The sequence below is a fragment of the Niveispirillum sp. GW835-FHT14G11 genome, from assembly GCF_058793615.1.
Window position 1 is genome coordinate 221,426 of record NZ_JBXAFZ010000001.1, and the last position, 20,030, is coordinate 241,455.

16 protein-coding genes are annotated in these 20,030 nt (G+C 67.6%); 10 read left to right on the forward strand and 6 right to left on the reverse strand.

The window, feature by feature from the left end; all coding sequences use genetic code 11:
* The first annotated feature begins 4 nt into the window (after positions 1-4).
* A complete protein-coding gene (locus AC1Q7F_RS01145; protein WP_492502946.1) occupies positions 5-2,734 on the forward strand; it encodes a DUF4159 domain-containing protein in 2,730 nt (909 codons plus the stop codon).
* Complete coding sequence (locus AC1Q7F_RS01150) at positions 2,731-4,809, forward strand: hypothetical protein (RefSeq protein WP_492502948.1); 2,079 nt, start codon at positions 2,731-2,733, stop codon at positions 4,807-4,809. Before AC1Q7F_RS01145 ends, AC1Q7F_RS01150 begins: the two co-directional genes overlap by 4 nt.
* On the opposite strand, the gene xerD is transcribed toward AC1Q7F_RS01150, so the two are convergent.
* The 3 genes from xerD to AC1Q7F_RS01165 are packed head-to-tail and all read right to left on the reverse strand — an operon-like array spanning position 4,810 to position 7,722.
* Entirely contained in the window at positions 4,810-5,817 is a 1,008-nt protein-coding gene (xerD, locus tag AC1Q7F_RS01155; protein ID WP_492503885.1) for a site-specific tyrosine recombinase XerD, read from the reverse strand.
* A gap of 5 nt (positions 5,818-5,822) precedes the next feature.
* Positions 5,823-7,601 carry a hypothetical protein gene (locus tag AC1Q7F_RS01160; RefSeq protein WP_492502950.1) on the reverse strand — a complete coding sequence of 593 codons (1,779 nt, stop codon included), beginning with the start codon at positions 7,599-7,601 and terminating at the stop codon, positions 5,823-5,825.
* Positions 7,585-7,722, reverse strand: a complete 138-nt coding sequence (locus AC1Q7F_RS01165; RefSeq protein WP_416571282.1) for a hypothetical protein — start codon at positions 7,720-7,722, stop codon at positions 7,585-7,587. Before AC1Q7F_RS01165 ends, AC1Q7F_RS01160 begins: the two co-directional genes overlap by 17 nt.
* 236 nt (positions 7,723-7,958) lie before the next feature.
* Here AC1Q7F_RS01165 and AC1Q7F_RS01170 point away from each other — a divergent pair, with 236 nt between their 5' ends.
* From AC1Q7F_RS01170 to AC1Q7F_RS01195, 6 genes are all read left to right on the forward strand, one after another.
* Positions 7,959-8,516 carry a shikimate kinase gene (locus AC1Q7F_RS01170; protein WP_492502952.1) on the forward strand — a complete coding sequence of 186 codons (558 nt, stop codon included), beginning with the start codon at positions 7,959-7,961 and terminating at the stop codon, positions 8,514-8,516.
* Positions 8,517-8,544: 28 nt separating this feature from the next.
* The gene (gene aroB, locus AC1Q7F_RS01175; protein WP_492502954.1) at positions 8,545-9,666 is read left to right on the forward strand and encodes a 3-dehydroquinate synthase; all 1,122 of its coding nucleotides are present in this window, start codon (positions 8,545-8,547) and stop codon (positions 9,664-9,666) included.
* A gap of 101 nt (positions 9,667-9,767) precedes the next feature.
* Positions 9,768-10,628, forward strand: coding sequence for a flagellar motor stator protein MotA (motA, locus tag AC1Q7F_RS01180; protein WP_492502956.1), 861 nt, complete (start codon positions 9,768-9,770; stop codon positions 10,626-10,628).
* Between the two features lie 289 nt (positions 10,629-10,917).
* Positions 10,918-12,573, forward strand: coding sequence for a long-chain-fatty-acid--CoA ligase (locus AC1Q7F_RS01185; protein WP_492502958.1), 1,656 nt, complete (start codon positions 10,918-10,920; stop codon positions 12,571-12,573).
* A 125-nt stretch (positions 12,574-12,698) separates the two neighbouring features.
* Positions 12,699-13,223, forward strand: a complete 525-nt coding sequence (locus AC1Q7F_RS01190; protein WP_492502960.1) for a GNAT family N-acetyltransferase — start codon at positions 12,699-12,701, stop codon at positions 13,221-13,223.
* A gap of 406 nt (positions 13,224-13,629) precedes the next feature.
* The gene (locus tag AC1Q7F_RS01195; RefSeq protein WP_492502962.1) at positions 13,630-14,199 is read left to right on the forward strand and encodes a DJ-1/PfpI family protein; all 570 of its coding nucleotides are present in this window, start codon (positions 13,630-13,632) and stop codon (positions 14,197-14,199) included.
* A gap of 88 nt (positions 14,200-14,287) precedes the next feature.
* Here the strand turns inward: AC1Q7F_RS01195 and AC1Q7F_RS01200 are convergent, their stop codons facing one another.
* The 3 genes from AC1Q7F_RS01200 to AC1Q7F_RS01210 form a co-directional block, all read right to left on the reverse strand.
* Positions 14,288-14,740: a PilZ domain-containing protein gene (locus AC1Q7F_RS01200; protein WP_492502964.1), complete on the reverse strand. Its 453-nt coding sequence runs from the start codon at positions 14,738-14,740 to the stop codon at positions 14,288-14,290.
* Between the two features lie 95 nt (positions 14,741-14,835).
* A complete protein-coding gene (locus tag AC1Q7F_RS01205; protein WP_492502966.1) occupies positions 14,836-17,439 on the reverse strand; it encodes an ABC transporter permease in 2,604 nt (867 codons plus the stop codon).
* A complete protein-coding gene (locus AC1Q7F_RS01210) occupies positions 17,439-18,167 on the reverse strand; it encodes an ABC transporter ATP-binding protein (RefSeq protein WP_492502968.1) in 729 nt (242 codons plus the stop codon). The genes AC1Q7F_RS01205 and AC1Q7F_RS01210 overlap by 1 nt, the downstream gene beginning before the upstream one ends.
* A 73-nt stretch (positions 18,168-18,240) precedes the next feature.
* Between AC1Q7F_RS01210 and AC1Q7F_RS01215 the strand changes: the two genes are divergently transcribed.
* Positions 18,241-18,870 (forward strand): arylesterase, encoded by a 630-nt coding sequence (locus tag AC1Q7F_RS01215; RefSeq protein ID WP_492502970.1) that lies wholly within the window; start codon positions 18,241-18,243, stop codon positions 18,868-18,870.
* Positions 18,867-19,982 carry an FIST signal transduction protein gene (locus AC1Q7F_RS01220; protein WP_492502972.1) on the forward strand — a complete coding sequence of 372 codons (1,116 nt, stop codon included), beginning with the start codon at positions 18,867-18,869 and terminating at the stop codon, positions 19,980-19,982. Before AC1Q7F_RS01215 ends, AC1Q7F_RS01220 begins: the two co-directional genes overlap by 4 nt.
* Positions 19,983-20,030 lie beyond the last annotated feature (48 nt).

Here is a 20,030-nt window from a genome sequence, read left to right on the forward strand (position 1 = left end):
GGCGATGCTGAACCTGGGTCCCATTGCCTTTGCTGCCCCCTGGCTGCTGCTGGGGCTGGCGGTGCTGCCGGTGCTGTACTGGCTGCTGAAGGTCACGCCACCCAATCCGCGCACCATCAGCTTCCCCGCCATCCGCCTGCTGGCCGATCTGGTACATCGGGAAGAGACGCCCAACCGCACGCCGCTCTGGATCCTGATCCTGCGCATCGTCCTGGCGGCGCTGGTCATCCTGGCCTTGTCGCGGCCCTTGCTGAACCCGGCCGCCAGCCTGCCGGGTGGGGGGCCGCTGCTGCTGGTCGTCGATAATGGCTGGGCGGCGGCGCGGGACTGGCCGGCACGGCTGGCCGCCATGGACGGTTTGATCGACCAGGCGGACCGGCAGGGGCGCACCGTCACCCTGCTGGCCACCGCCCCATCGGCCAATGGCGATGCGCCCCTGCTGGCCGGGCCGATGCCGGCCGATGCCGCCAAACGGCAGGCGCAGACCATGGCGCCCGTGCCCTGGCCGGTGGACCGGGCGGGGGTGGTGAAGGCGCTGGGGAATTTCCGGCCCGACGGCACCCCCTATGTGGTCTGGCTGACCGATGGGGTGGCCGCTTCCGGCCCCACCGGCATTTCCGACCCGGCAGCGGCCGAACTGGTCACCGTGCTGCGCCGCCTGGGGTCGTTGGAGGTGCGGGGCGACGGGGCGGAACGCCCGGCCCTGCTGATCCGCCAGCCTGTGCTGGAGGGCACGTCGCTGCGCGTGCCGGTGGAACGCTCCGACCCCAGTCTGCCGCTGCCCGTCACCCTGCGCGCGCAGGGGGCCGATGGCCGCCTGTTGGGGGCCGCCAATGTCACCCTGGCGGCGGGGGAGGGGCGGGTGGAAGTGCCGCTGGACCTGCCCACCGAACTGCGCAACGAGCTGGCCAGCCTGCGCCTGGAGGGTCAGGACAGTGCCGGTGCCGTGCTGCTGACCGATGAGCGCTGGCGCCGCCGGCCCGTGGGGCTGGTCTCCGGCCGGGCTAGCGGGGAGCAGCCGCTGCTGTCCGACCTCTATTACCTGGAACGCGCCCTGGCGCCCTATGCGGAACTGCGCAAGGGCAATATCGGGGAACTGCTGGACCGCAACCTGTCGGTCCTGATCCTGGCCGATGTCGGGTCGCTGGCGGATGTGGAGGTGGCGCGGCTGGCCGCCTGGATCGAGGGTGGCGGCGTGCTGATGCGCTTTGCCGGCCCGCGTCTGGCCCAGAATGCCGACAGCCTGATCCCCGTGCCGCTGCGCGCCGGCGGGCGGGCGCTGGGCGGGGCCCTGTCCTGGGACAATCCGGCAGGCCTGTCGCCCTTTGCCGATGACAGCCCCTTCCATGGCCTGACCGTGCCCGCCGACGTGACGGTAAAGCGGCAGGTGCTGGCCGAGCCGGGCATCGATCTGGCGCCCCGCACCTGGGCGCGGCTGGCCGATGGTACGCCGCTGGTCACCGCCGAACGGCGTGGGCGCGGGGCCCTGGTCCTGGTCCATACCAGTGCCGGGCCGGACTGGTCCAACCTGGCCTTGTCGGGACTTTATGTGGATATGCTGCGCCGGGTGGTGGCCCTATCGGCGGGGGTGGAGGGCGGGGAGGCCACGGGGAGCCTGGCGCCGCGCGCCATTATGGATGGGTACGGCCATCTGACCGACCCGGCGGGTACGGTGTTCCCCCTGGCGGCATCCGACCTGTCGACCCCCGTTTCTCCCCGCCATCCGCCCGGATATTACGGACCGGCCGAATCGCCGCGTGCGCTCAATCTGGCGCCGTCGGTGCCGGCGATGACCACACCCGATGCTCTGCTGGCGGGTGTGCCCAAGGGGCTGTACGCTGGGGGCGGTGAAACCGAGCTGAAGCCGACCTTGCTGACCATGGCATTGATCCTGGGCCTGATCGATCTGGCGATCGCGCTGTCGCTGCGCGGGCTGCTGCCGCGTCTGCCGGGCCGGAACGCGGCGGCGGGTCTGGCCCTGTTGCTGGCCGCCGGCCTGGCGGCGGGTGACGCGCGGGCCGACGATACCCGGTCCATCGAGGCGACGGCCCAGAACTGGCTGGCCTATGTGCGCACGGGCGACGGGGCGGTGGACACGATCGCCAAGGCCGGGCTGGAAGGGCTGGGCCGCGTCCTGGCCGACCGCACGGCGGTGGAGGTGGCGGGCGCCATGCCCGTGGACCTGGACAATGACGACCTGTCCTTCTTTCCCCTGATTTATTGGCCGGTGACGGAGGGGCAGACCAGCCTGTCGGATGCCGCCCGCATCCGCCTGAACAATTACATGCGCCAGGGCGGCATGGTGTTGATCGACACGCGCACGCCGGCGGCATCGGGTGAGGGGCCGGGCGGCCCGGCGCTGGAGGCGCTGCTGCGCGGCCTGGACATCCCGCCACTGGCGCCGGTGGGCGCCGAACATGTACTGACCAAGGCCTTCTACCTGCTGGGCGACTTTCCCGGCCGCTATGCCGGCGGGGAGCTGTGGGCCGAGGCGCGGGAGGACAATGCCAGCAATGACGGCGTGTCGTCGGTGATCATCGGGTCGAACGACTGGGCCGCCGCCTGGGCCATGGATGAACGCGGCCGGCCGCTTTATCCCGTGGTGCCGGGTCCGGAGCGGCAGCGGGAGATCGCCTATCGTGTCGGCGTCAACATCGTGATGTACGCCCTGACCGGCAATTACAAGGCCGACCAGGTGCATGTGCCCGCCATCCTGGAGAGGCTGGGCCAATGACCGGCCAGGACATCGCCTTCGCCCCGCTGATCCCCTGGGCTGCCCTGGTGCCGCTGGGCCTGCTGGCGCTGCTGATCGCCGGGTATGGGTTGTACCGGCGGGCACGCGGCGGCTGGTGGCGGCTGGGGGGGCTGGCCGTGCTGGTCCTGGCTTTGTCCAACCCGTCGCTGGTGACGGAGAAGCGGGAGCCGATCAAGGATGTGGCCGTGCTGGTCGTGGACCAGTCGCCCAGCCAGAAGATCGGCGACCGTGCCGCCCGCACGGAAAAGGCCGTGACCGCGCTGCGTGAGCGCCTGTCCCGCTTCCCCGACCTGGAGGTGCGGGTGGTGCGTGCCGGCGGGGGGGATGGTGCCGAGGTCGAGGAAACCCGCCTGATGGAGGCCATGACCCGCGCCGTCTCCGACGTGCCGCGCGGGCGGCTGGCGGGTGCGATCCTGGTGACCGACGGGCAGGTGCATGATGTGGCGGCCAATCTGCCCTCCCTGCAGGATTTTGGCCCGGTCCATGCCCTGCTGACGGGTGAGAAGGACGAGGGCGACCGCCGCCTGACCATCGTGCAGGCCCCCAGCTTCGGCATCGTTGGCAAGGAAATCAGCTTCACCATCCGCGTGGACGACCTTCCGGGTGGGGAGAGCGGTGAGGTGGCCAGCGTCACCCTGCGCCAGGACGGGCAGGACCCGATGATCCTGTCCGTGCCGGTCGGGCAGGAGGTGCCCTTCACCCTTCCCCTGTCGCATGGCGGCCTGAACATCGTGGAATTGACGGCCGAGGCGGGCTCACGCGAGCTGACGCTGGCCAACAACCGTGCCGCCGTGGTGGTGAACGGGGTGCGCGACCGGCTGCGCGTGCTGCTGGTGTCGGGCGAACCGCACGCGGGGGAGCGGACCTGGCGCAACCTGCTGAAGGCCGATCCGGCCGTCGATCTGGTGCATTTCACCATCCTGCGCCCGCCGGAGAAGAATGACGGCACGCCCATCCGCGAACTGTCGCTGATCGCCTTTCCGATCCGCGAGCTGTTCGAGATGAAACTGTCGGAATTCGACCTGATCATCTTCGACCGTTACAAGAAGCGCGGCGTCATCAACAACATGTACCTGGCCAATATCGCCGAATATGTCGAAAAGGGTGGCGCCTTCCTGGAGGCCAGCGGCCCGACCTTCGCCACGCCCCTGTCGCTCTACCGCACGCCCATCGGTACCGTGCTGCCGGCCGAACCCACGGGCCGGATCATGGAGGAACCATTCAAGCCGACCGTGACGGAACTGGGCCGGCGCCACCCGGTCACCGCCGGCCTGACCGATGCGCCCGACGGGGTCGGCCCCTGGGGCCGCTGGATGCGGCAGATCGATGTGTCGGCGGACAAGGGTGCGACGGTGATGTCGGGGGCGGAAGGCCGGCCCCTGCTGATCCTGGACCGGGTGGGCCAGGGGCGCGTGGCGCAGCTGGCGTCTGATCATTTCTGGCTCTGGTCGCGGGGGTTCGAAGGTGGGGGGCCGCAGGCGGAACTACTGCGCCGTCTGGCCCACTGGCTGATGAAGGAACCGGAGCTGGAGGAGAACGACCTGCGCACCGCCGTGGATGGCAGCCGCGTCACCATCACCCGCCGGTCGCTGGAACCCGATACGCGCCCCGTCAACGTCACCTCCCCCGCCGATGTCGCGACCCAGGTGGAGATGCGCGACAGCGGTACGGGCCAGGCGGTCGGCACGCTGATCGCATCGGAACCCGGCATCTGGCGGGTGACGGATGGGGAGAAGTCGGCCGTGGCCGTGGTGGGGGCGGTCAACCCGCCGGAACTGGCGGACGTGCGTTCCACGCCCGACCCGCTGGCGCCCGTGCTGAAGGCGACGGGGGGCGGTTCCTACTGGCTGAGCGGCGACGGGTCGGGCGTGCCCGCCATCCGTCGCGTGCGCCCCGACCGCGATGCCGCCGGCGCCGGCTGGCTGGGCCTGCGCGGCAATGGCGACCATGTGGTGACGGGCGTGACCCAGACGCCGTTGTTGCCGGCGTTGCCGGTGCTGCTGCTGGCAGTGGGCATGCTGCTGCTGGCCTGGCGGCGCGAGGGACGGGGGTAATTATCCCCGTTTGCCCTTCTTCGCCACCGACAGCGGGTGATGTTCCTCCACCGTCTTGCGCAGCCGTTCCCCCACGACATGGGTATAGATCTGGGTGGTGCCGATATCGGCGTGGCCCAGCATCTTCTGCACCGACCGCAGGTCGGCGCCGTGGTCCAGCAGATGGGTGGCGAAACAGTGGCGCAGGACATGGGGGCTGACCTTGGTCGGGTCCAGCCCGGCCATGATCGCCAGATCCTTCAGCAACTGCCCGAAGCGCTGGCGGGTCAGGGCGCCGGATGTGGCGCGCGACGGGAACAGGAAGGCCTGCTGTTTACCTTCCCGCCCCTTGGTCATGAAGAAGGGCCGGTCGGGCAAGTAGGCTTCCACCGCCGCGCGCGCCGGGGCCGACAGGGGCACCAGCCGTTCCTTGCCGCCCTTGCCGCGTACGATCAGGGCCCTTCCATCCCGGCCCAGGGCATTCATGGGCAGACCCACCAGCTCCGACACGCGCAGGCCGGTGGCATACAGCACCTCCAGCAGCGCATTCAGCCGCCGTCCCTCCGGCGCGCCCAGCCTTGCCGCCGCCGCCAACAGGGCACCGACATCCGCCTCGGTCAGGATCTTGGGCAGCGACCTTCCCTGCTTGGGCGTATCCAGTACGCTGGCCGGGTCTTCGGCCCGTTGCCCCTCCGACACCAGGAACTTGTAATATTGGCGCAACGCCGACAGGCGGCGGGCCACGGTCTTGACCGCCGACTTCTCCTTGATCCTGTCGGCGGCCAGATGCGCCAGATAGGCGCGCAGATCATCGCTCGACGCATTGTCCAGGCTGGTCCGTCCCGATTGCCGCAGGAAATTCGCCACATCCGTCAGATCGCGACGATAGGCCTCGCGTGTGTTGGCCGAGGCGCCGCGTTCGGCCACCATCATGTCCAGGAAGGCATCAACCCAGGGCGGCGGCGGGACGGGGGCCTTGCGTGGCCGGCCGGGCCTTGCCTTGGCCAGCTTGGGTGCGGCCCCCTCCATCACGCTTATGCCCCCGGCCGCAGCAGGCCGGCGATGGCCTCCGCCCCGATCAGACGAGCCTGATCGTTCAACCCGGCGCGGGCCAGCCCGGTCAGGATTTCCGCCAGATCGAAGGCCGGCGTGCCCGTTGGCCCGTCCTTGCCCATAGCGGTGACGGCGTCCAGCAGCACGGCCCCCTTCACCTGGCCCGGTGGGGCCGACCCATCGGCCAGGGGCGGCAGGGGTGCATCCTTGCCGCCATGCAGGGCCGTCAGCAGGATCAGCACGCCGTCGACGGTGTCCCGCGCACTTTCCCCACCCAGATCCTTGATCCAGCGCGACCGCTCGAAATCGCTTTCCCGCACCAGCCCATGCGCGGCGGCCAGCGGCCAGAGCCGGGCAAAGGCGCCTTCATCCTTGGCTGCATTGAAATCGTCGCGCGCCAGATTGACCCACGGCAATGCCGCGGTCTTTTCGCCCTGCAGCAGATGCAGGCGGGCGACCAACGGGGCGACGGAGGCGAAACCGATGGTCGGGCGGAACTGCCGCACCTCCTCCAGCAGCAAGGCGCCATAGGCACCGGCCTGCTGTTCGGTGGAACTGGCCAGCATGGCGATCTTGAACAGGCCGGCCTTGGATGCGGCCATCGGCTCCGCCCGCAGTGCCTTCAGCACCTGGGCCCGGAACAAAGCCGTGGGCTTCCTGGCGCCGGCGACGGTCAGCCCTTTGGCATCGGCGTCCGCGACCGCCTCATACACGGTCAACAGGCCGGGACCGTCCAGCCCGCCCAGGGCCACCGCCCGCTCCGCCGCGGCCAGACGCTGGGCCAAGGGCAGGCTGGCCAGCCGGGCGACGGCGGCCAGCGGGCCAGGGCCGGCGATCTTGGTTTCCGGCGGGAAGGGGCGGCCGCTGGCCAGGATCAGGGCGAATTGCGTGGCCGTGGGCTCCAGCACGCCCTTCACGGGCGTTTTGGTGCCGGCCATCACCCCTTCTGCCAGGCGGGAGAAGATGTCGTCCTTGTCGCCCTGCTCGCGCATCAGGTCGAGGCTGAGATAGATGGCATCGGTCTGCCCGGCCGCCACCTGGCAGACGATCTGCCATTTCTGCCAGACGGGATGCTGGAACCGGGCGGACAGGCCGGGCGCCTGGTCGCAGGCCGCTTGGCGGTCGCCGGCAAAAAACCGCATCTCCAGCCAGGCCAGTGCCGCACCCTCATCCTCCAGCACCGCCGGTGCGACATTGCGCAACGCGTCGGCCCCGTCGGCATCGCCGATGCGCAGCAAGGCCTCGGCACGCAATGCTGCCAGATCGCGGGTCTTCTCCCCCGCCCCCAGCCCGTCCGCACTGGTCAGCAGCAGGCTGCTGGTCACGGTGCGCAGGGCGGGGCTGGTCAATCCGGCCGGGATGCCGGCGACCAGCGCCTCCACATCGGCGCGGGGCAGCCCCTGCCACAGGTCGGGGGCCAGACCGCCATTGTCGGGGCCCATGGTGCCGGCCAGTTCCGGGTCCTGGGCCTTCAATTCCTCCACCATCACGCCCTTGGGCGAGCGGGCGTCGGCGGGGTTGGCCAGCGGTGCCGTTTCAACACCCATCGCATCCGGTTCTGCCGAAGGTGACGGCGGGAACAAGGACAAGGGGGCACCGGACGGAATGGACGGCACAGGCTCCGCCTGCTGCGACACCATCCCCGGCGCCGACTGCGCCAGGACCCCCGGTGCCAGCAGCACAAGGGCCAATGCCGTCAGGGTGCCCAGGCGGCGGTCACTTGAACCCCGCCGGCAGAGCCGGTTACTTGAAACGGTCATTGGGGATCACCCGTTCCACCGGCTGCGAGGGGGCGGGCAGGTCGACGCTGGCCAGCACGGCGAAACCGCCGACACCGACAAGCACGACGACCAGCAGCAGAATCTTCACAAGCATGCTCATGGAACAAGGCTTCCCGAACGCGAAATGACAGGTGTGCCGCATGGATGGAGGGGCCAGCCATGCGTCGGCTACCGGGTCCGGTTCCGCTTTTCCCTTGGCTCGCAGGGTTGGGCGACCCCACCCCCTCGTGCTATGGAAACGTCCGTTCCGGTGGCCTTGCCAGCAACCATAGCGTCCATGCCTGGGGCTGGCAATCGCGCCACCATCCGTCATCGGTCAGCAGGACCCCGATCCCCATGTGCGCCACGCCCCTGCCCGTGCCCAAGACCCTGGTGTTGATCGGCCTGATGGGCGCCGGCAAGACCAGCATCGGCAAGCGGCTGGCCACCAAGCTGCATCTGCCCTTCGTCGATGCCGACCATGAGATTGAACGTGCGGCCGGCTGCACCATCCAGGAAATCTTCGACCGGTTCGGGGAGGCGGGCTTCCGCGATGGCGAACGCCGCGTCATCGCCCGCCTTCTGGAACAGCCGGTACAGGTCCTGTCCACCGGCGGCGGCGCCTTCATGGATGAAGGCACGCGCCAGTTGATCCGTGAACGCGGCATCTCCGTCTGGCTGCGCGCCGACCTGGACCTGCTGGTCCACCGCACGGCCCGGCGCGACCATCGGCCGCTGTTGCGCCAGGGCGACCCGTATATGGTGCTGGGCCGGCTGATGGAGGTGCGCTACCCCGTCTATGCCCAGGCCGACCTGACCGTGGACAGCGACGACAGCCCGCCCGACGTCACCACCGACCGCGTGATAGAGGCGCTGCGCCAATGGCTGGGCAACGCCGACAGTTCCGCCGCCTGACCTTATCCGTTATCTGGAACCGCCCGCCATGAGCCGCACGCGCATCATCGTTCCCGTCGCCCTGGACGACCGTTCCTATGACATCCATATCGGGCCGGGCCTGATCCGCGATGCCGGCACGCTGATCCGTGACGCGGTGGGCAACCGTCCGCTGGTGGTGCTGACCGACAGTGCCGTGGCTGCCCTGCATCTGGCCCCTTTGCAGTACAGTCTGCGCGCCGCCGGGTTCCGGGTGCTGGACCCCATCGTGGTGCCGTCGGGTGAAGCCAGCAAGGATATGGAAAAGCTGGGAGAGGTGATGGACGCCCTGCTGGCCCGCGGGATCGAGCGCAAGACGGTGCTGGTGGCGCTGGGTGGCGGCGTGGTGGGCGATCTGGGCGGCTTCGCGGCCGCCATTGCGCTGCGCGGCATCGATTTCATCCAGGTGCCGACGACGCTGCTCTCCCAGGTGGACAGCTCCGTGGGCGGCAAGACCGGCATCAACAGTCGCCATGGCAAGAACCTGATCGGCGCTTTCCACCAGCCGCGGCTGGTGCTGGCCGACACGGACAGCCTGAAGACCCTGCCCCGGCGCGAGGTGCTGGCCGGATATGCCGAGGTGGTGAAATACGGGCTGATCGACCGTCCGGATTTCTTCACCTGGCTGGAGGCGAACGGCAAGGCCCTGGTCGATGGCGACGACGCGCTGCTGACGGAAGCCATCCGCGTCTCCTGCGCCGCCAAGGCCGACATCGTGGGCCAGGACGAAAAGGAATCCGGCCTGCGCGAACTGCTCAATCTGGGCCATACGTTCGGCCACGCGCTGGAGGCTGAAGCCGGCTATGGCGGGGCGCTGCTGCATGGCGAATCGGTTGCCATCGGCATGGTCATGGCCTTCGACCTGTCGGTGCGCATGGGCCTGTGCCCCGCCGAAGACCTGGCACGGGCGAAGGCGCATCTGTCCACCGTGGGCCTGCCGGTATCGGCCGCCCATCTGGGTGGCGGTACCTGGACGGCCGACATGCTGGCCGCCCACATGGCCAAGGACAAGAAGGTCAAGGATGGCCGCGTCACCTTCATCCTGGCCCGCGGCATCGGCAAGGCCTTCCGTTGTGCCGATGTGGCGCTGGAGGATGTGAAGATCGTACTGGCGGCATCGCTGGCGGGCTGAGACTGCGCGTCACCTGACCCTATGCCGGGTTGGTTTTGCCCAACTGTTGGTTTACTTTGGGCGACCGGTCCAAGGTGGGGGCCAATCAAGCGGGGCAGCGCATGTTCGCCATCATCGGTCTAGTCGGTGTGTTTTTCTGCGTGTTCGGCGGTTACGTTATCTTTGGCGGCAAGATGGCCATCATCCTGGAGGCGCTGCCCAAGGAGGTGATGATCATCGGCGGATCGGGGGTATCCTCGTTCCTGATCACCAATTCCGCCCACACGGTCAAGGCGTCGGGCGCCGACATCAAGAAGATCTTCGCTGGCTCGAAATTCCATAAGAAGGAATATATCGAGCTGCTGTCCCTGCTCTACCAGATCCTGAAGACCATGAAGAGCAAGGGTGTGCTGGCCATTGAGCAGCACATCGAAAAGCCCATGGAAAGCAATATCTTCAACGCCTATCCCGCCGTGATGAAAAGCAATCTCACGGTGAAGTTCATCTCCGACTACCTGCGCATGTTTTCCATCGGTGTCGATAACCCCATGGAGATGGAAAGTCTCATGGAGCAGGAGATCGACAAGATGAAGCATGAGGACCAGCATTCCTCCCACGCCATCCAGGGTCTGGCCGACGCGCTGCCGGCCTTGGGCATCGTGGCGGCGGTGCTGGGCGTGATCAAGACCATGGCGTCGATCACCGAGCCGCCGGAAGTGCTGGGCAAGCTGATCGGCGGCGCGCTGGTCGGCACCTTCTTGGGCATCTTCCTGGCCTATTGCCTAGCCGCCCCCATCGCGGGGCGCCTGAAGGGCATCGCGGAGGAGGACAGCCTGTTCTTCGGCGTGATCAAGACGGCCATCGTGGCCCATCTGGGTGGATACGCGCCCCAGGTTTCGATCGAGGCGGCGCGCAAGAAGGTGCCCACCGAATACATGCCCGACTTCAACGAGTTGGAAGAGCTTCTCTCCCAGATCAATTAGCATGTTCCCTCAAGCGCCGGGCGGGCGCATCCGCGCCCTTGGCTTACGCCGCACGTGCGGCAGGCCGGCGGTCGCCGGCCTGCCGCGGCATGAGAGCCGCTCCCATCGCAACCCGGCCCCGGCAACGGCGGCCGGGTTTTTTATGGCCCGTGCCCCCTCCCCATCGCCGGCATTTTCTGGAACAAGCGTTTAAATCCCTCTGGAAACCGGCAGCGGAAAACCCCAAGCTATACGCATGCAAGCCATGTCAAGAAGGCTTGGCCGACAAACCCTGGGGAGGAAGATCCACATGCTTGCTGGAATGATGATGGACCGGCCGCTGCTGACCACCGGTCTGCTGCGGCATGCCGCGCTGAATTACGGGGATCAGCAGATCACCTCGCGCTTCGCTGTGGAGGGTCCGCATCGCTATACGTGGAAGGATGCCTGGCACCGGTCGGCGCGGCTGGCCCATTCGCTGGACGCGCTGGGCGTGAAGCCGGGCGACCGGGTGGGTACCCTGGCCTGGAACGACCATCGGCATCTGGAGCTTTACTACGCCCTACCAGGGATCGGGGCCGTCTGCCACACGGTCAATCCGCGCCTGTTCCCCGACCAGATCACCTATATCGTCAACCATGCCGAAGACCGGTTCCTGTTCGTCGATCCGATGTTCGTGCCGTTGGTGGAAAAGCTGTGGCCCGCCTTCAAAGGGGTGGAAGGCGTCATCGTCCTGACCCGCCCGGAGCTGATGCCCACCAGTGCCGTCATCCCCAATCTGCTTTGTTACGAGACGCTGCTGGCCGCCCAGAGCGACGAGTATGACTGGCCGGAATTCGACGAGAACACGGCCTGCGGTCTCTGCTACACCTCAGGCACCACGGGCAATCCCAAGGGCGTGCTCTATTCCCACCGCTCGTCGGTGCTGCATGCCTATGGTGTGCTGACCGCGCCGGGGCTGGAGATCAGATCGTCCGCCAGCGTGCTGGTGGTGGTGCCGCTGTTCCATGCCAATGCCTGGGGCTATCCCTATGCCGCCGCCATTATCGGGGCCAAACTGGTGCTGCCGGGCCCCCGGCTGGACGGCAAAAGCGTGTATGAGTTGATGGAGCAGGAGAAGGTCACCGTCTCGTCGGGCGTGCCCACGGTCTGGCTGGGTCTGCTGGCCCATATGCGGGCCACAGGGGTCAAGTTCACCAGCCTGCAATCGGTGACGGTCGGCGGTTCCGCCCTGCCGCGCGCCATGCTGGAGGAGTTCGAGCTGACCCATGGCGTGGCCTGTGTCCAGGGCTGGGGCATGACGGAACTGTCGCCGGTGGGCACCGTTGGGGCGCTGTCGCAGGCCGAAGCCGCCTTGCCCATCGAACAGCAGCATGACGCCAAGCTGCGCGCCGGCCGCCCGCTCTATGGCGTGGAGATGCGCGTCATCGGTCCCGATGGCGGCGACCAGCCGCGCGACGGCACCTCCTATGGCGAGCTGGCCGTGCGCGGACCCTGGATCACCCGCGGCTATTACAAGGACGAAAAGGCCAATGAGAGCGCCTTTACCCCCGATGGCTGGTTCAAGACCGGTGACGTGGCGGTGATCAGCGCCGATGGCGCCATGAGCATCGTCGACCGTGCCAAGGACGTGATCAAGTCGGGCGGCGAATGGATCAGCTCCATCGACCTGGAAAACGCTGCCATGGGCCATCCGTCGGTGCAGGAGGCGGCGGTGGTCGGTGTGCCGCACCCGCGCTGGGTGGAACGCCCGCTGCTGATCATCGTGCCACGCGCCGGGCACGAGCCCGACAAGGCGGCGCTGATGCGCCACCTGGAAGCGGAGGTGGCCAAATGGTGGCTGCCCGACGACATCGTCTTCGTTCCCGAGCTACCGCATTCAGCGACGGGTAAGCTGCTGAAGACGGAGCTGCGCAAGCGCTTCCTAGCCTATCCGTTGCCGACCGCCGGGGCCGCGGCAGAATGAGCCGATTGGCCCCGACATATCATCGGGGCCCTATCGCCCCGTACGCGGCGTGAAGCAATTCACAGGCGAAGCGGGTAGGCGGGCGGTTATCGTGGGTGCTTCATGCAACCCAGGATCGTTGCGCCATGACACAGGTTCCCTTCACCGACCCGATCGCCGCCGTGATCGCTTCATTGGACGGTATACAGGCACGCGTCGCGCTGAAGGGCGACCGTGCCCTGCTGCGCCAGATCGTCGGGGCCGATGCCGCGCAGATGCTGGCCGGCATTCCCGGATCGGCGCGTTCCGTCCTGGTGGGCGCCCAGGTGGAGGGGCGGCTGTCCGGCTTGGGCCGGCAGCATCCGGGGGCCGTGACCCTGCTGCTGGGGGAAAGTGGCCGGACCATCGGCATGCTGATGCTGGACTGGCCGTCGCACGGTATCGCCACCCTGCTGGACCTGACGCTGCTGCCCGGTGTGCGCGACCAGGGGCGGGGGACGAAGGTGCTGTCCGCCCTGTGTACCGTGGCCGATCAGGCCAGCCGCACGCTGCGTGCCAGCCTGTTCTATGACAATCCGGCCCGCCGGCTGCTGAGCCGGGCCGGATTCACCCTGACCGGCGACGATGCCACGGATATCATGCTGGAACGGCGCCCGGTTCAGGCCGTCTGAAGGGTTAACATCCCCCTTATCATCCCGCCCACCATCGTGTGATGGCTGGTCTGAGGGAAATGCGGATTGACCTTGCGCACGCGAAGGGCCAATTACCGGCCCATGCATGAAAAGACGTAACCCGCCCCCTATCCCCAGATGGGATGCCAAGGGGGCCCGAGAACCGACCGACCCTGTTCAACGGGTTCGCGCGGACGCTCACGGCGTACCTGGATCTATCCTGTGCCGGCTCCCATGCCGGCCAGCCGTGCCTTTGGGGCCGGATGAACGGGATCGGGATCGGACGCCGCTTTCGGCATGGCAAAATTCGAACATTCCGGCCCGGCCGGAATGATCACCGTCCATGGCTTCATCGATCCCGGATCGGTGCCGGGCCCGGTGGACCCACCCAGAAGGAGACGACACTTTGACCGAACAACTGCTTGCCGGAAAGAACATCGCCATTCTCGTTGCCAATGGCTTCGAGGAACTGGAGATGACGGATCCGCAGCGCGCCCTCTTGAAGGCCGGTGCCAAGCCGAAGGTGATTTCGCCCGAACAGGGCCTGGTGAATGGCTGGCATGGTGCATCCTGGGGTCATTACTTCCCCACCGACCGCCATGTCGGTGAGGTTCTGGCCGCCGATTTCGATTTTCTGGTCCTGCCCGGCGGCGACCGTTCGGTGGCCAAGCTGGCGACCAACCCGCATACCCGCCGGATCATCGGCAGCTTCGTTGACAGCGGCAAGGGCATTGCCGCCTTCGGCAAGGGCGTTGAGCTGCTGGCCCTGGTGGAGCGCATCAAGGGCCGCACCGTCACCGGTGCGGAGAGCGCCAAGGCCGCCCTGGAGGCCGCCGGTGCCCAGTGGTCGGACGAGGCCATCGTGCAGGACCGCGTCCTGCTGACGGCCAAGAGCAATGAGGACATGAGCGAGCTGGTCGATGCCATGCTGCGCAACTTCGTTGCCGCCGTCGAACAGCGCAAGGCCGCCGCCTGATCCGTCAGGCAGCTTGCCAGCCCCAAGAAAAACCCCGCCGTCCGGCTTGGACGGCGGGGTTTTTTTGCTTGAGCGGACATCGCCCGCTTCAGTCGAACTGTAAACGTATCTGTCCCGGCTCCAGCGACACGATGCGGGCGGGGCGATCCTCCACCCAGCCGCGGACGGAGAAGATGCCCGTCATCTCCACCACCAGCCCTTCCGGTCCGGTGCAGGCGAAGCAGGCGCCGATGCGGGACAGGTTCACCGTCTCCCCCCTGATCACCCGATCACCCAGAGCGAACAGGGCGGTGCTGCGCACGGGCACGCGGGGAAAGCGGCGGCGTTCGGCGGTCGAGCGCTTGCGGCTGGAGGGCGCAGGTTGATCATCGTCGCGATGGGCCAGCCATTCGGCCATGTCGACCCAGCGCTGGCTTTCCTCGGGATCATCGGTGTTGAGAGCCGCCTGCCAGCAGGCCAGCAGCTTGGCATTCAACGCCTCGTCCGGGATCGGGCCTGTACCGTCGGCCGTCTTCGCCGGTTCCATCGTCGCCACCTGCATCGCAATCCCATCCGATACATACCGTTTATTGCCCACGCCTATCGCGCGTGGGCAACGATCACATACATATCTACAACAGACAGCGGCAGTTGTCGTCAATCAATCCGAAGGATAGGGGCGGCCGGCTGGCCAAGGGCCCGCCACGTGCCAATGAATCCCAAGGTCAACGTGATCGCGGTACAAAGTAAGGCCGTGCTGATTACGGCCCAGGGCATGAAGACGAAGCCGAAATCCATCACTTCCGTGACCACGATCCAGGCGACGATGGTGCCCAGAATTCCCGCGACGGCCGCCGTGATCAGGCCCAGCAACCCGTATTCCAGCAGGAAGGCGCGCAGCACGGTGGTGCGCGTGGCGCCCAGCACCTTCAGCACGACGGCGTCATAGACGCGCCGCTTATGACCAGCCGCAACCGCGCCGGCCAGCACCAGCGTACCGGCCAGCAGCGTCACCGCCGCCGTCAGACGCACGGCCAGCCCGACATTGACCAGGATCTCCGACACCGTATCCAGGGCGTCCTTGACGCGCACGGCGCTGATATTGCTGAACTTCACGGCCACGTTACGCTGAACCGCGGCTTCGGCCGCTTCCGGCGCCTGCACCGTGGCCAGGAAGGTCTGCGGTGCCGCCTCCAGCACGCCGGGGGAGAAGACCAGGGTGAAGTTGATGGTGATCGTGTCCCAGTCCAACTCGCGGACCACAGCCACCTCTCCCGTGATGTCGCGGCCCAGGACATTGATGGTGATCGTCGCCCCCGGCCCGATGCCGAAGCTTTCCGCGATCTCCTTGGATACCGCGAGTTTTGGCGGGCCTTGGTAATCGGCGGGCCACCACTGGCCGGCCAGCACCTTGTCGCCCTCCGGTGCCTGCGCCTGATAGGTGATGCCGCGATCGCCATTCAGGACCCAGGAATATTCCTTGGTCTTCAGCGCCTTCTCCGCCTCTTCCCCATTCACGGCCACGATGCGGGCGCGCAGGTTGGGGACCAGGTTCAGGTCGGATGTGCCGGGCACGGCCAGGACGGTCTGGCGAAAATCCTCCACCTGGTCGGGCTGGATATCGACGAAGAAGAAGGCGGGCGCATTGGCGGGCAGCCGGTCCGACACTTCCTTCTGGAAATTCCCCTCGATCAGGGCGATGGCGACCAGCACGGTCAGGCCCAGACCCAGCGACAGGACCACCGCACTGGTCGGGCTGCCCGGCCGGTGGATATTGGCCAGCGCCAGCCGCAGGACGGGCAGGCGGGGCCGCCCCGCCGCCTTGGCGGCGCGGGTGACACCGATGCCGGCCAGCCAGAACAGGCCCAGCACGGCCAGCGCCCCGACGACGAAGGCGGCGGCGAAGCCCTTTTCCTGCGCCGTTGCGACGGCCAGCGCCCCCAGCCCCAGACCGGATACGGCGATGCCCGCCAGATAGGCGGCACGCGGCCTTCCCTTGGTCTTCTGCACCAGTTCGCGGAACAGGGCCACGGCCGGCACCTCCCGCGCATGGCCCAGCGGCCAGAGCGAGAAGGCGAGTGCGGTCAGAAAACCGAAGCCGGCGGCGATGGCGAGCGCGCCGGGATAGACGCCGATGCGCGCCGTGATCGGCAGCACTTGCGACAGGGTCTGGCCCGTGGCCAGCGGCGCCACCGTGCCCACCACCAGCCCGAGGGCGATGCCGACGGCGGCCAAAGCCAGGATCTGGATCAGGTAGGTCTTGAAGATCAGCGATCCGGGGGCGCCCACGCATTTCAGCGTGGCGATGGTGTTGGACTTGGTGTCCAGATAGGCCCGCACGGCATTGCCCACGCCCACCCCGCCGACCAGCAGGGCCGTCAGCCCCACCAGGGTCAGGAACAGGGTCATGCGGTCGATGAAGCGGGCCAGCTGCGGGGCGGCGTTCATGTAATCACGCAGGCGCCAGGGGGCGTCCGCCACCTCCGCCTTGGCCTGATCGCGGAAATCCTGGATGGTGACGCTGGGGTTCAGCTTCACCTGATAGGACCAGGTGATCAGGCTGCCGGGCTGCACCAGTTCGGTCGTGGCTAGGGCGGCGTCGGACAGCATCAGGCGGGGGCCGAGGCTGAAGCTGCCGGAGCCGGCCTTGTCCGGTTCGCGCGCGATCAGGCCGCGCACTTCGACATTGATGCCGCCGATGCTGACCAGCGATCCGACCGTCAGGTTCAGGCGGCCGGCCAGCGTATCCTCGATCACCGTACCGAATCGGCCCTCGCGCGCGGCCAGCAGGGCCTGGATGTCGGCCGGCTGCGGCTGCCCGTCCGGACCCTGGATGTCGAAGGTCCCATAGAGCGGGTAATTGGCACCGACCGATTTCAGCTCCACCAGCGCACTGGTGCCGCCATCGTCGGGATCACGCGCCATGGCGCGCATTTCGGCCGAAATCATGACCTCGCCGCGCGCCGTCAGGAACGCCATCTGTTCCGGCGTGGCCTGGCGGTAGAGGATGCGGGCTGCCACGTCGCCGCCCAGGATGGCGCGCCCGTCGCTGCGCATCGCATCTTCGATGCCGCTGGAGATGGACTGCACCGTGGCAATCGCGCCGACGCCGATGGCCAGGCAGGCGATGAAGATGCGGAAGCCCGACAGGCCGCCGCGCAGCTCCCGCCGCGCGATGGTGAAGGCCAGCTTCCATTGCGACAAGGTGCCGCCATGGGCCGCACCGGTGCTGGTACCTTGGGAAAGGGTCGTGGCCGTCATCACCGCCCCGCCGCCAGATGCTTCACGTCGCCGCGCGTATCATCCACGATCAGGCCGTCGACCAGCCGGATGACCCGGTCGCATTGCCGCGCCAGGCTGGGATCATGGGTGATCAGGACGATGGTGGTGCCCACCCGGTCGGCCATGGCGAACATCAGCTCGATGATGCGCTTGCCAGTCTCGCCATCCAGATTGCCCGTCGGCTCGTCCGCCAGCAGCAGGGAGGGTTCGGGTGCGAAGGCCCGGGCCAGCGCCACGCGCTGCTGCTCCCCGCCCGACAGCTGTCCGGGATAATGGGTCAGGCGATGGCCCAGGCCGACTGCCTCCAGCCCCTTCTGCGCCCGCTCGAACGCGTCGGGGGATCCTGCAAATTCCAGCGGGATGGCGACATTCTCCAGCGCGGTCATGGTGGGGATCAGGTGGAAGGACTGGAAGACGATCCCCACCTCGTCCCGGCGGAACCGCGCCAGTTCATCCTCGCTCATCCGGGTCAACTCATGGCCCTTGACCTGTACGGAGCCCGACGTGGGCGGCTGCAAACCGCCCAGAATCATCATCATGGATGACTTGCCCGACCCGCTGGGACCGACCACGCCCACCTTTTCGCCGCGCCCGACATGCAGGTCGATGCCTTTCAGGATGTTGACGCTGCCCGCCTCGCTCTCCAGCTTAAGGCGGATATCGCGCAACTGGACAACGGGATCGGCCGGAACAATGGGCATCGCCATGACAAACCTTCGCAGCAAGGGTGATCCGAACCGATATGGCCCCTTGGGGGGCGCTTTCAACCGAATCGGCACAATGATCCTGATGCTTTTGTGCCTTTTGGCACCATCGCTTGCGGTGGCGCAGGTCACACCAGCGCCGATAAAGATCATCGTGCTGGGCGACAGCCTGTCGGCGGGATATCGCCTGCCGCGCGAAGGCGCCTTCACCAGCCAGCTGGAAGCGGCGCTGAAGGCCAAAGGCTATGATGTCAGCGTCCCCAATACCGGCGTGTCGGGGGAGACGACATCGGGCGGCCTGTCGCGGCTGGACTGGATCCTGGCGGACAAGCCGGGCCTGATGATCGTGGAACTGGGGGCCAATGACGGCCTGCGCGGCATCGACCCGGCCCGCACGCGGGAAAACCTGGATATGATCCTGACCAGGCTGAAGGAAAAGAACGTGCCCGTCGTCCTGGCCGGCATGCTGGCACCCCGCAACCTGGGCAGCGAATACGGCAAGGTCTTCGATGCCATCTATCCGGAACTGGCGAAGAAGCATGGCGTGCCGCTCTACCCCTTCTTCCTGGACGGGGTGGCGATGGACCCGAAGCTGAATCTGGAGGATGGAATGCACCCGACGGCGGAAGGGGTGGCGGTGATCGTCACCCGCATCCTGCCCACGGTCACGGCGGCACTGGACAAGATCAAGGCGGGTGCGAAGTGACGGGTGCGTTCGCCAGCGCCACCGGCACGGGTGCGGACTGGGCCAGTGCTGCCAAGCATTGCCTGGACAATCTTTCGCCGGTGCCGGGGGCCAATGTCGGCCTGCTCTATGTCACCGACCACCTTGCCGATCAGGTGGGTTCCATTGCCACCCTGCTGCGCGGTGTCACCGGCGTGCGCGACTGGGTGGGGACGGTCGGTCTGGGCGTGGTCGGCACCGGCATCGAACTTTACGACCGGCCCGCCATCTCCGTCCTGATCGGGCGGTTGCCCGATGAGGGAATGCAGTTGCTGCGCCCGCTGACCGACGGCGTGGCGCCCCTGGACGCGATCCAGCCCTGGTTGCGTGACCATGCGCCCTTGCTGATGCTGATGCATGGCGATCCGCGCCATGCCCGCCTGCCGACGCTGCTGACCGATGTGGCCGGGCGCACGGGCGGGTTCATCGTCGGCGGCCTGACCGCATCGCGCGGGGAACAGGCGGTGCTGTGCGGGCATGATACCGGGCCGGGCCTGTCGGGGATGATGTTCGATGCCGATATCGCCGTCGCCACCGGCCTGACCCAGGGCTGCACGCCCATCGGCCCCGTCCGCACCATCACCAGGGCCGACGCCCATGTGGTGATGGAGATCGACGGGGCACCGGCCCTGGCGGCGCTGAAGGCCGATATCGGCCCGGAACTGGCCGGCGATCTGCGCCGCATCGGCGGGCTGGTCATGGCGGGCCTGCCCATCCGCGGCGATGATCGCGGCGACCGACTGGTCCGCGACCTGACGGCCATTGACCTGGAACGCGGCTGGATCGCCATCGGGGAGAATGTCGCCGACGGCCAGGCCATCCAGTTCTGCCGCCGCGACGCCGCGGCCGCGGAAGCTGACCTGGTGCGCATGCTGGACGGGCTGAAACGCCGCCTGGGTGGCAAAGCGCCCAAGGCCGGCATCTATGTCACCTGCGTGGCCCGCGGTGCCCGGCTGTTCGGCCGGGAAGGGGTGGAGACGCAGCTTATCCGCCGGCATCTGGGCGATTTCCCCCTGACCGGCTTTTTCGCTGGCGGCGAAATCTCCAATGCCCAGCTTTACGGCTATACCGGGGTGCTGGCCCTGTTCCTGTGACGGGACGGGGTAGCCCTGGGCGACGTTGGTCTTAGCTGTCGTATTACC

What these genes read in the sequence shown, in the direction of transcription:
- AC1Q7F_RS01170 (WP_492502952.1), top strand. Translation starts at nt 7,959, where the DNA reads ATGTGCGCCACGCCCCTGCCCGTGCCCAAGACCCTGGTGTTGATCGGC.
- AC1Q7F_RS01165 (WP_416571282.1), bottom strand. Translation starts at nt 7,722, where the DNA reads ATGAGCATGCTTGTGAAGATTCTGCTGCTGGTCGTCGTGCTTGTCGGT.
- xerD (WP_492503885.1), bottom strand. Translation starts at nt 5,817, where the DNA reads ATGGAGGGGGCCGCACCCAAGCTGGCCAAGGCAAGGCCCGGCCGGCCA.
- aroB (WP_492502954.1), top strand. Translation starts at nt 8,545, where the DNA reads ATGAGCCGCACGCGCATCATCGTTCCCGTCGCCCTGGACGACCGTTCC.
- AC1Q7F_RS01160 (WP_492502950.1), bottom strand. Translation starts at nt 7,601, where the DNA reads ATGACCGTTTCAAGTAACCGGCTCTGCCGGCGGGGTTCAAGTGACCGC.
- AC1Q7F_RS01210 (WP_492502968.1), bottom strand. Translation starts at nt 18,167, where the DNA reads ATGGCGATGCCCATTGTTCCGGCCGATCCCGTTGTCCAGTTGCGCGAT.
- AC1Q7F_RS01185 (WP_492502958.1), top strand. Translation starts at nt 10,918, where the DNA reads ATGCTTGCTGGAATGATGATGGACCGGCCGCTGCTGACCACCGGTCTG.
- AC1Q7F_RS01150 (WP_492502948.1), top strand. Translation starts at nt 2,731, where the DNA reads ATGACCGGCCAGGACATCGCCTTCGCCCCGCTGATCCCCTGGGCTGCC.
- motA (WP_492502956.1), top strand. Translation starts at nt 9,768, where the DNA reads ATGTTCGCCATCATCGGTCTAGTCGGTGTGTTTTTCTGCGTGTTCGGC.
- AC1Q7F_RS01215 (WP_492502970.1), top strand. Translation starts at nt 18,241, where the DNA reads ATGATCCTGATGCTTTTGTGCCTTTTGGCACCATCGCTTGCGGTGGCG.
- AC1Q7F_RS01200 (WP_492502964.1), bottom strand. Translation starts at nt 14,740, where the DNA reads ATGCAGGTGGCGACGATGGAACCGGCGAAGACGGCCGACGGTACAGGC.
- AC1Q7F_RS01190 (WP_492502960.1), top strand. Translation starts at nt 12,699, where the DNA reads ATGACACAGGTTCCCTTCACCGACCCGATCGCCGCCGTGATCGCTTCA.
- AC1Q7F_RS01205 (WP_492502966.1), bottom strand. Translation starts at nt 17,439, where the DNA reads ATGACGGCCACGACCCTTTCCCAAGGTACCAGCACCGGTGCGGCCCAT.
- AC1Q7F_RS01145 (WP_492502946.1), top strand. Translation starts at nt 5, where the DNA reads ATGCTGAACCTGGGTCCCATTGCCTTTGCTGCCCCCTGGCTGCTGCTG.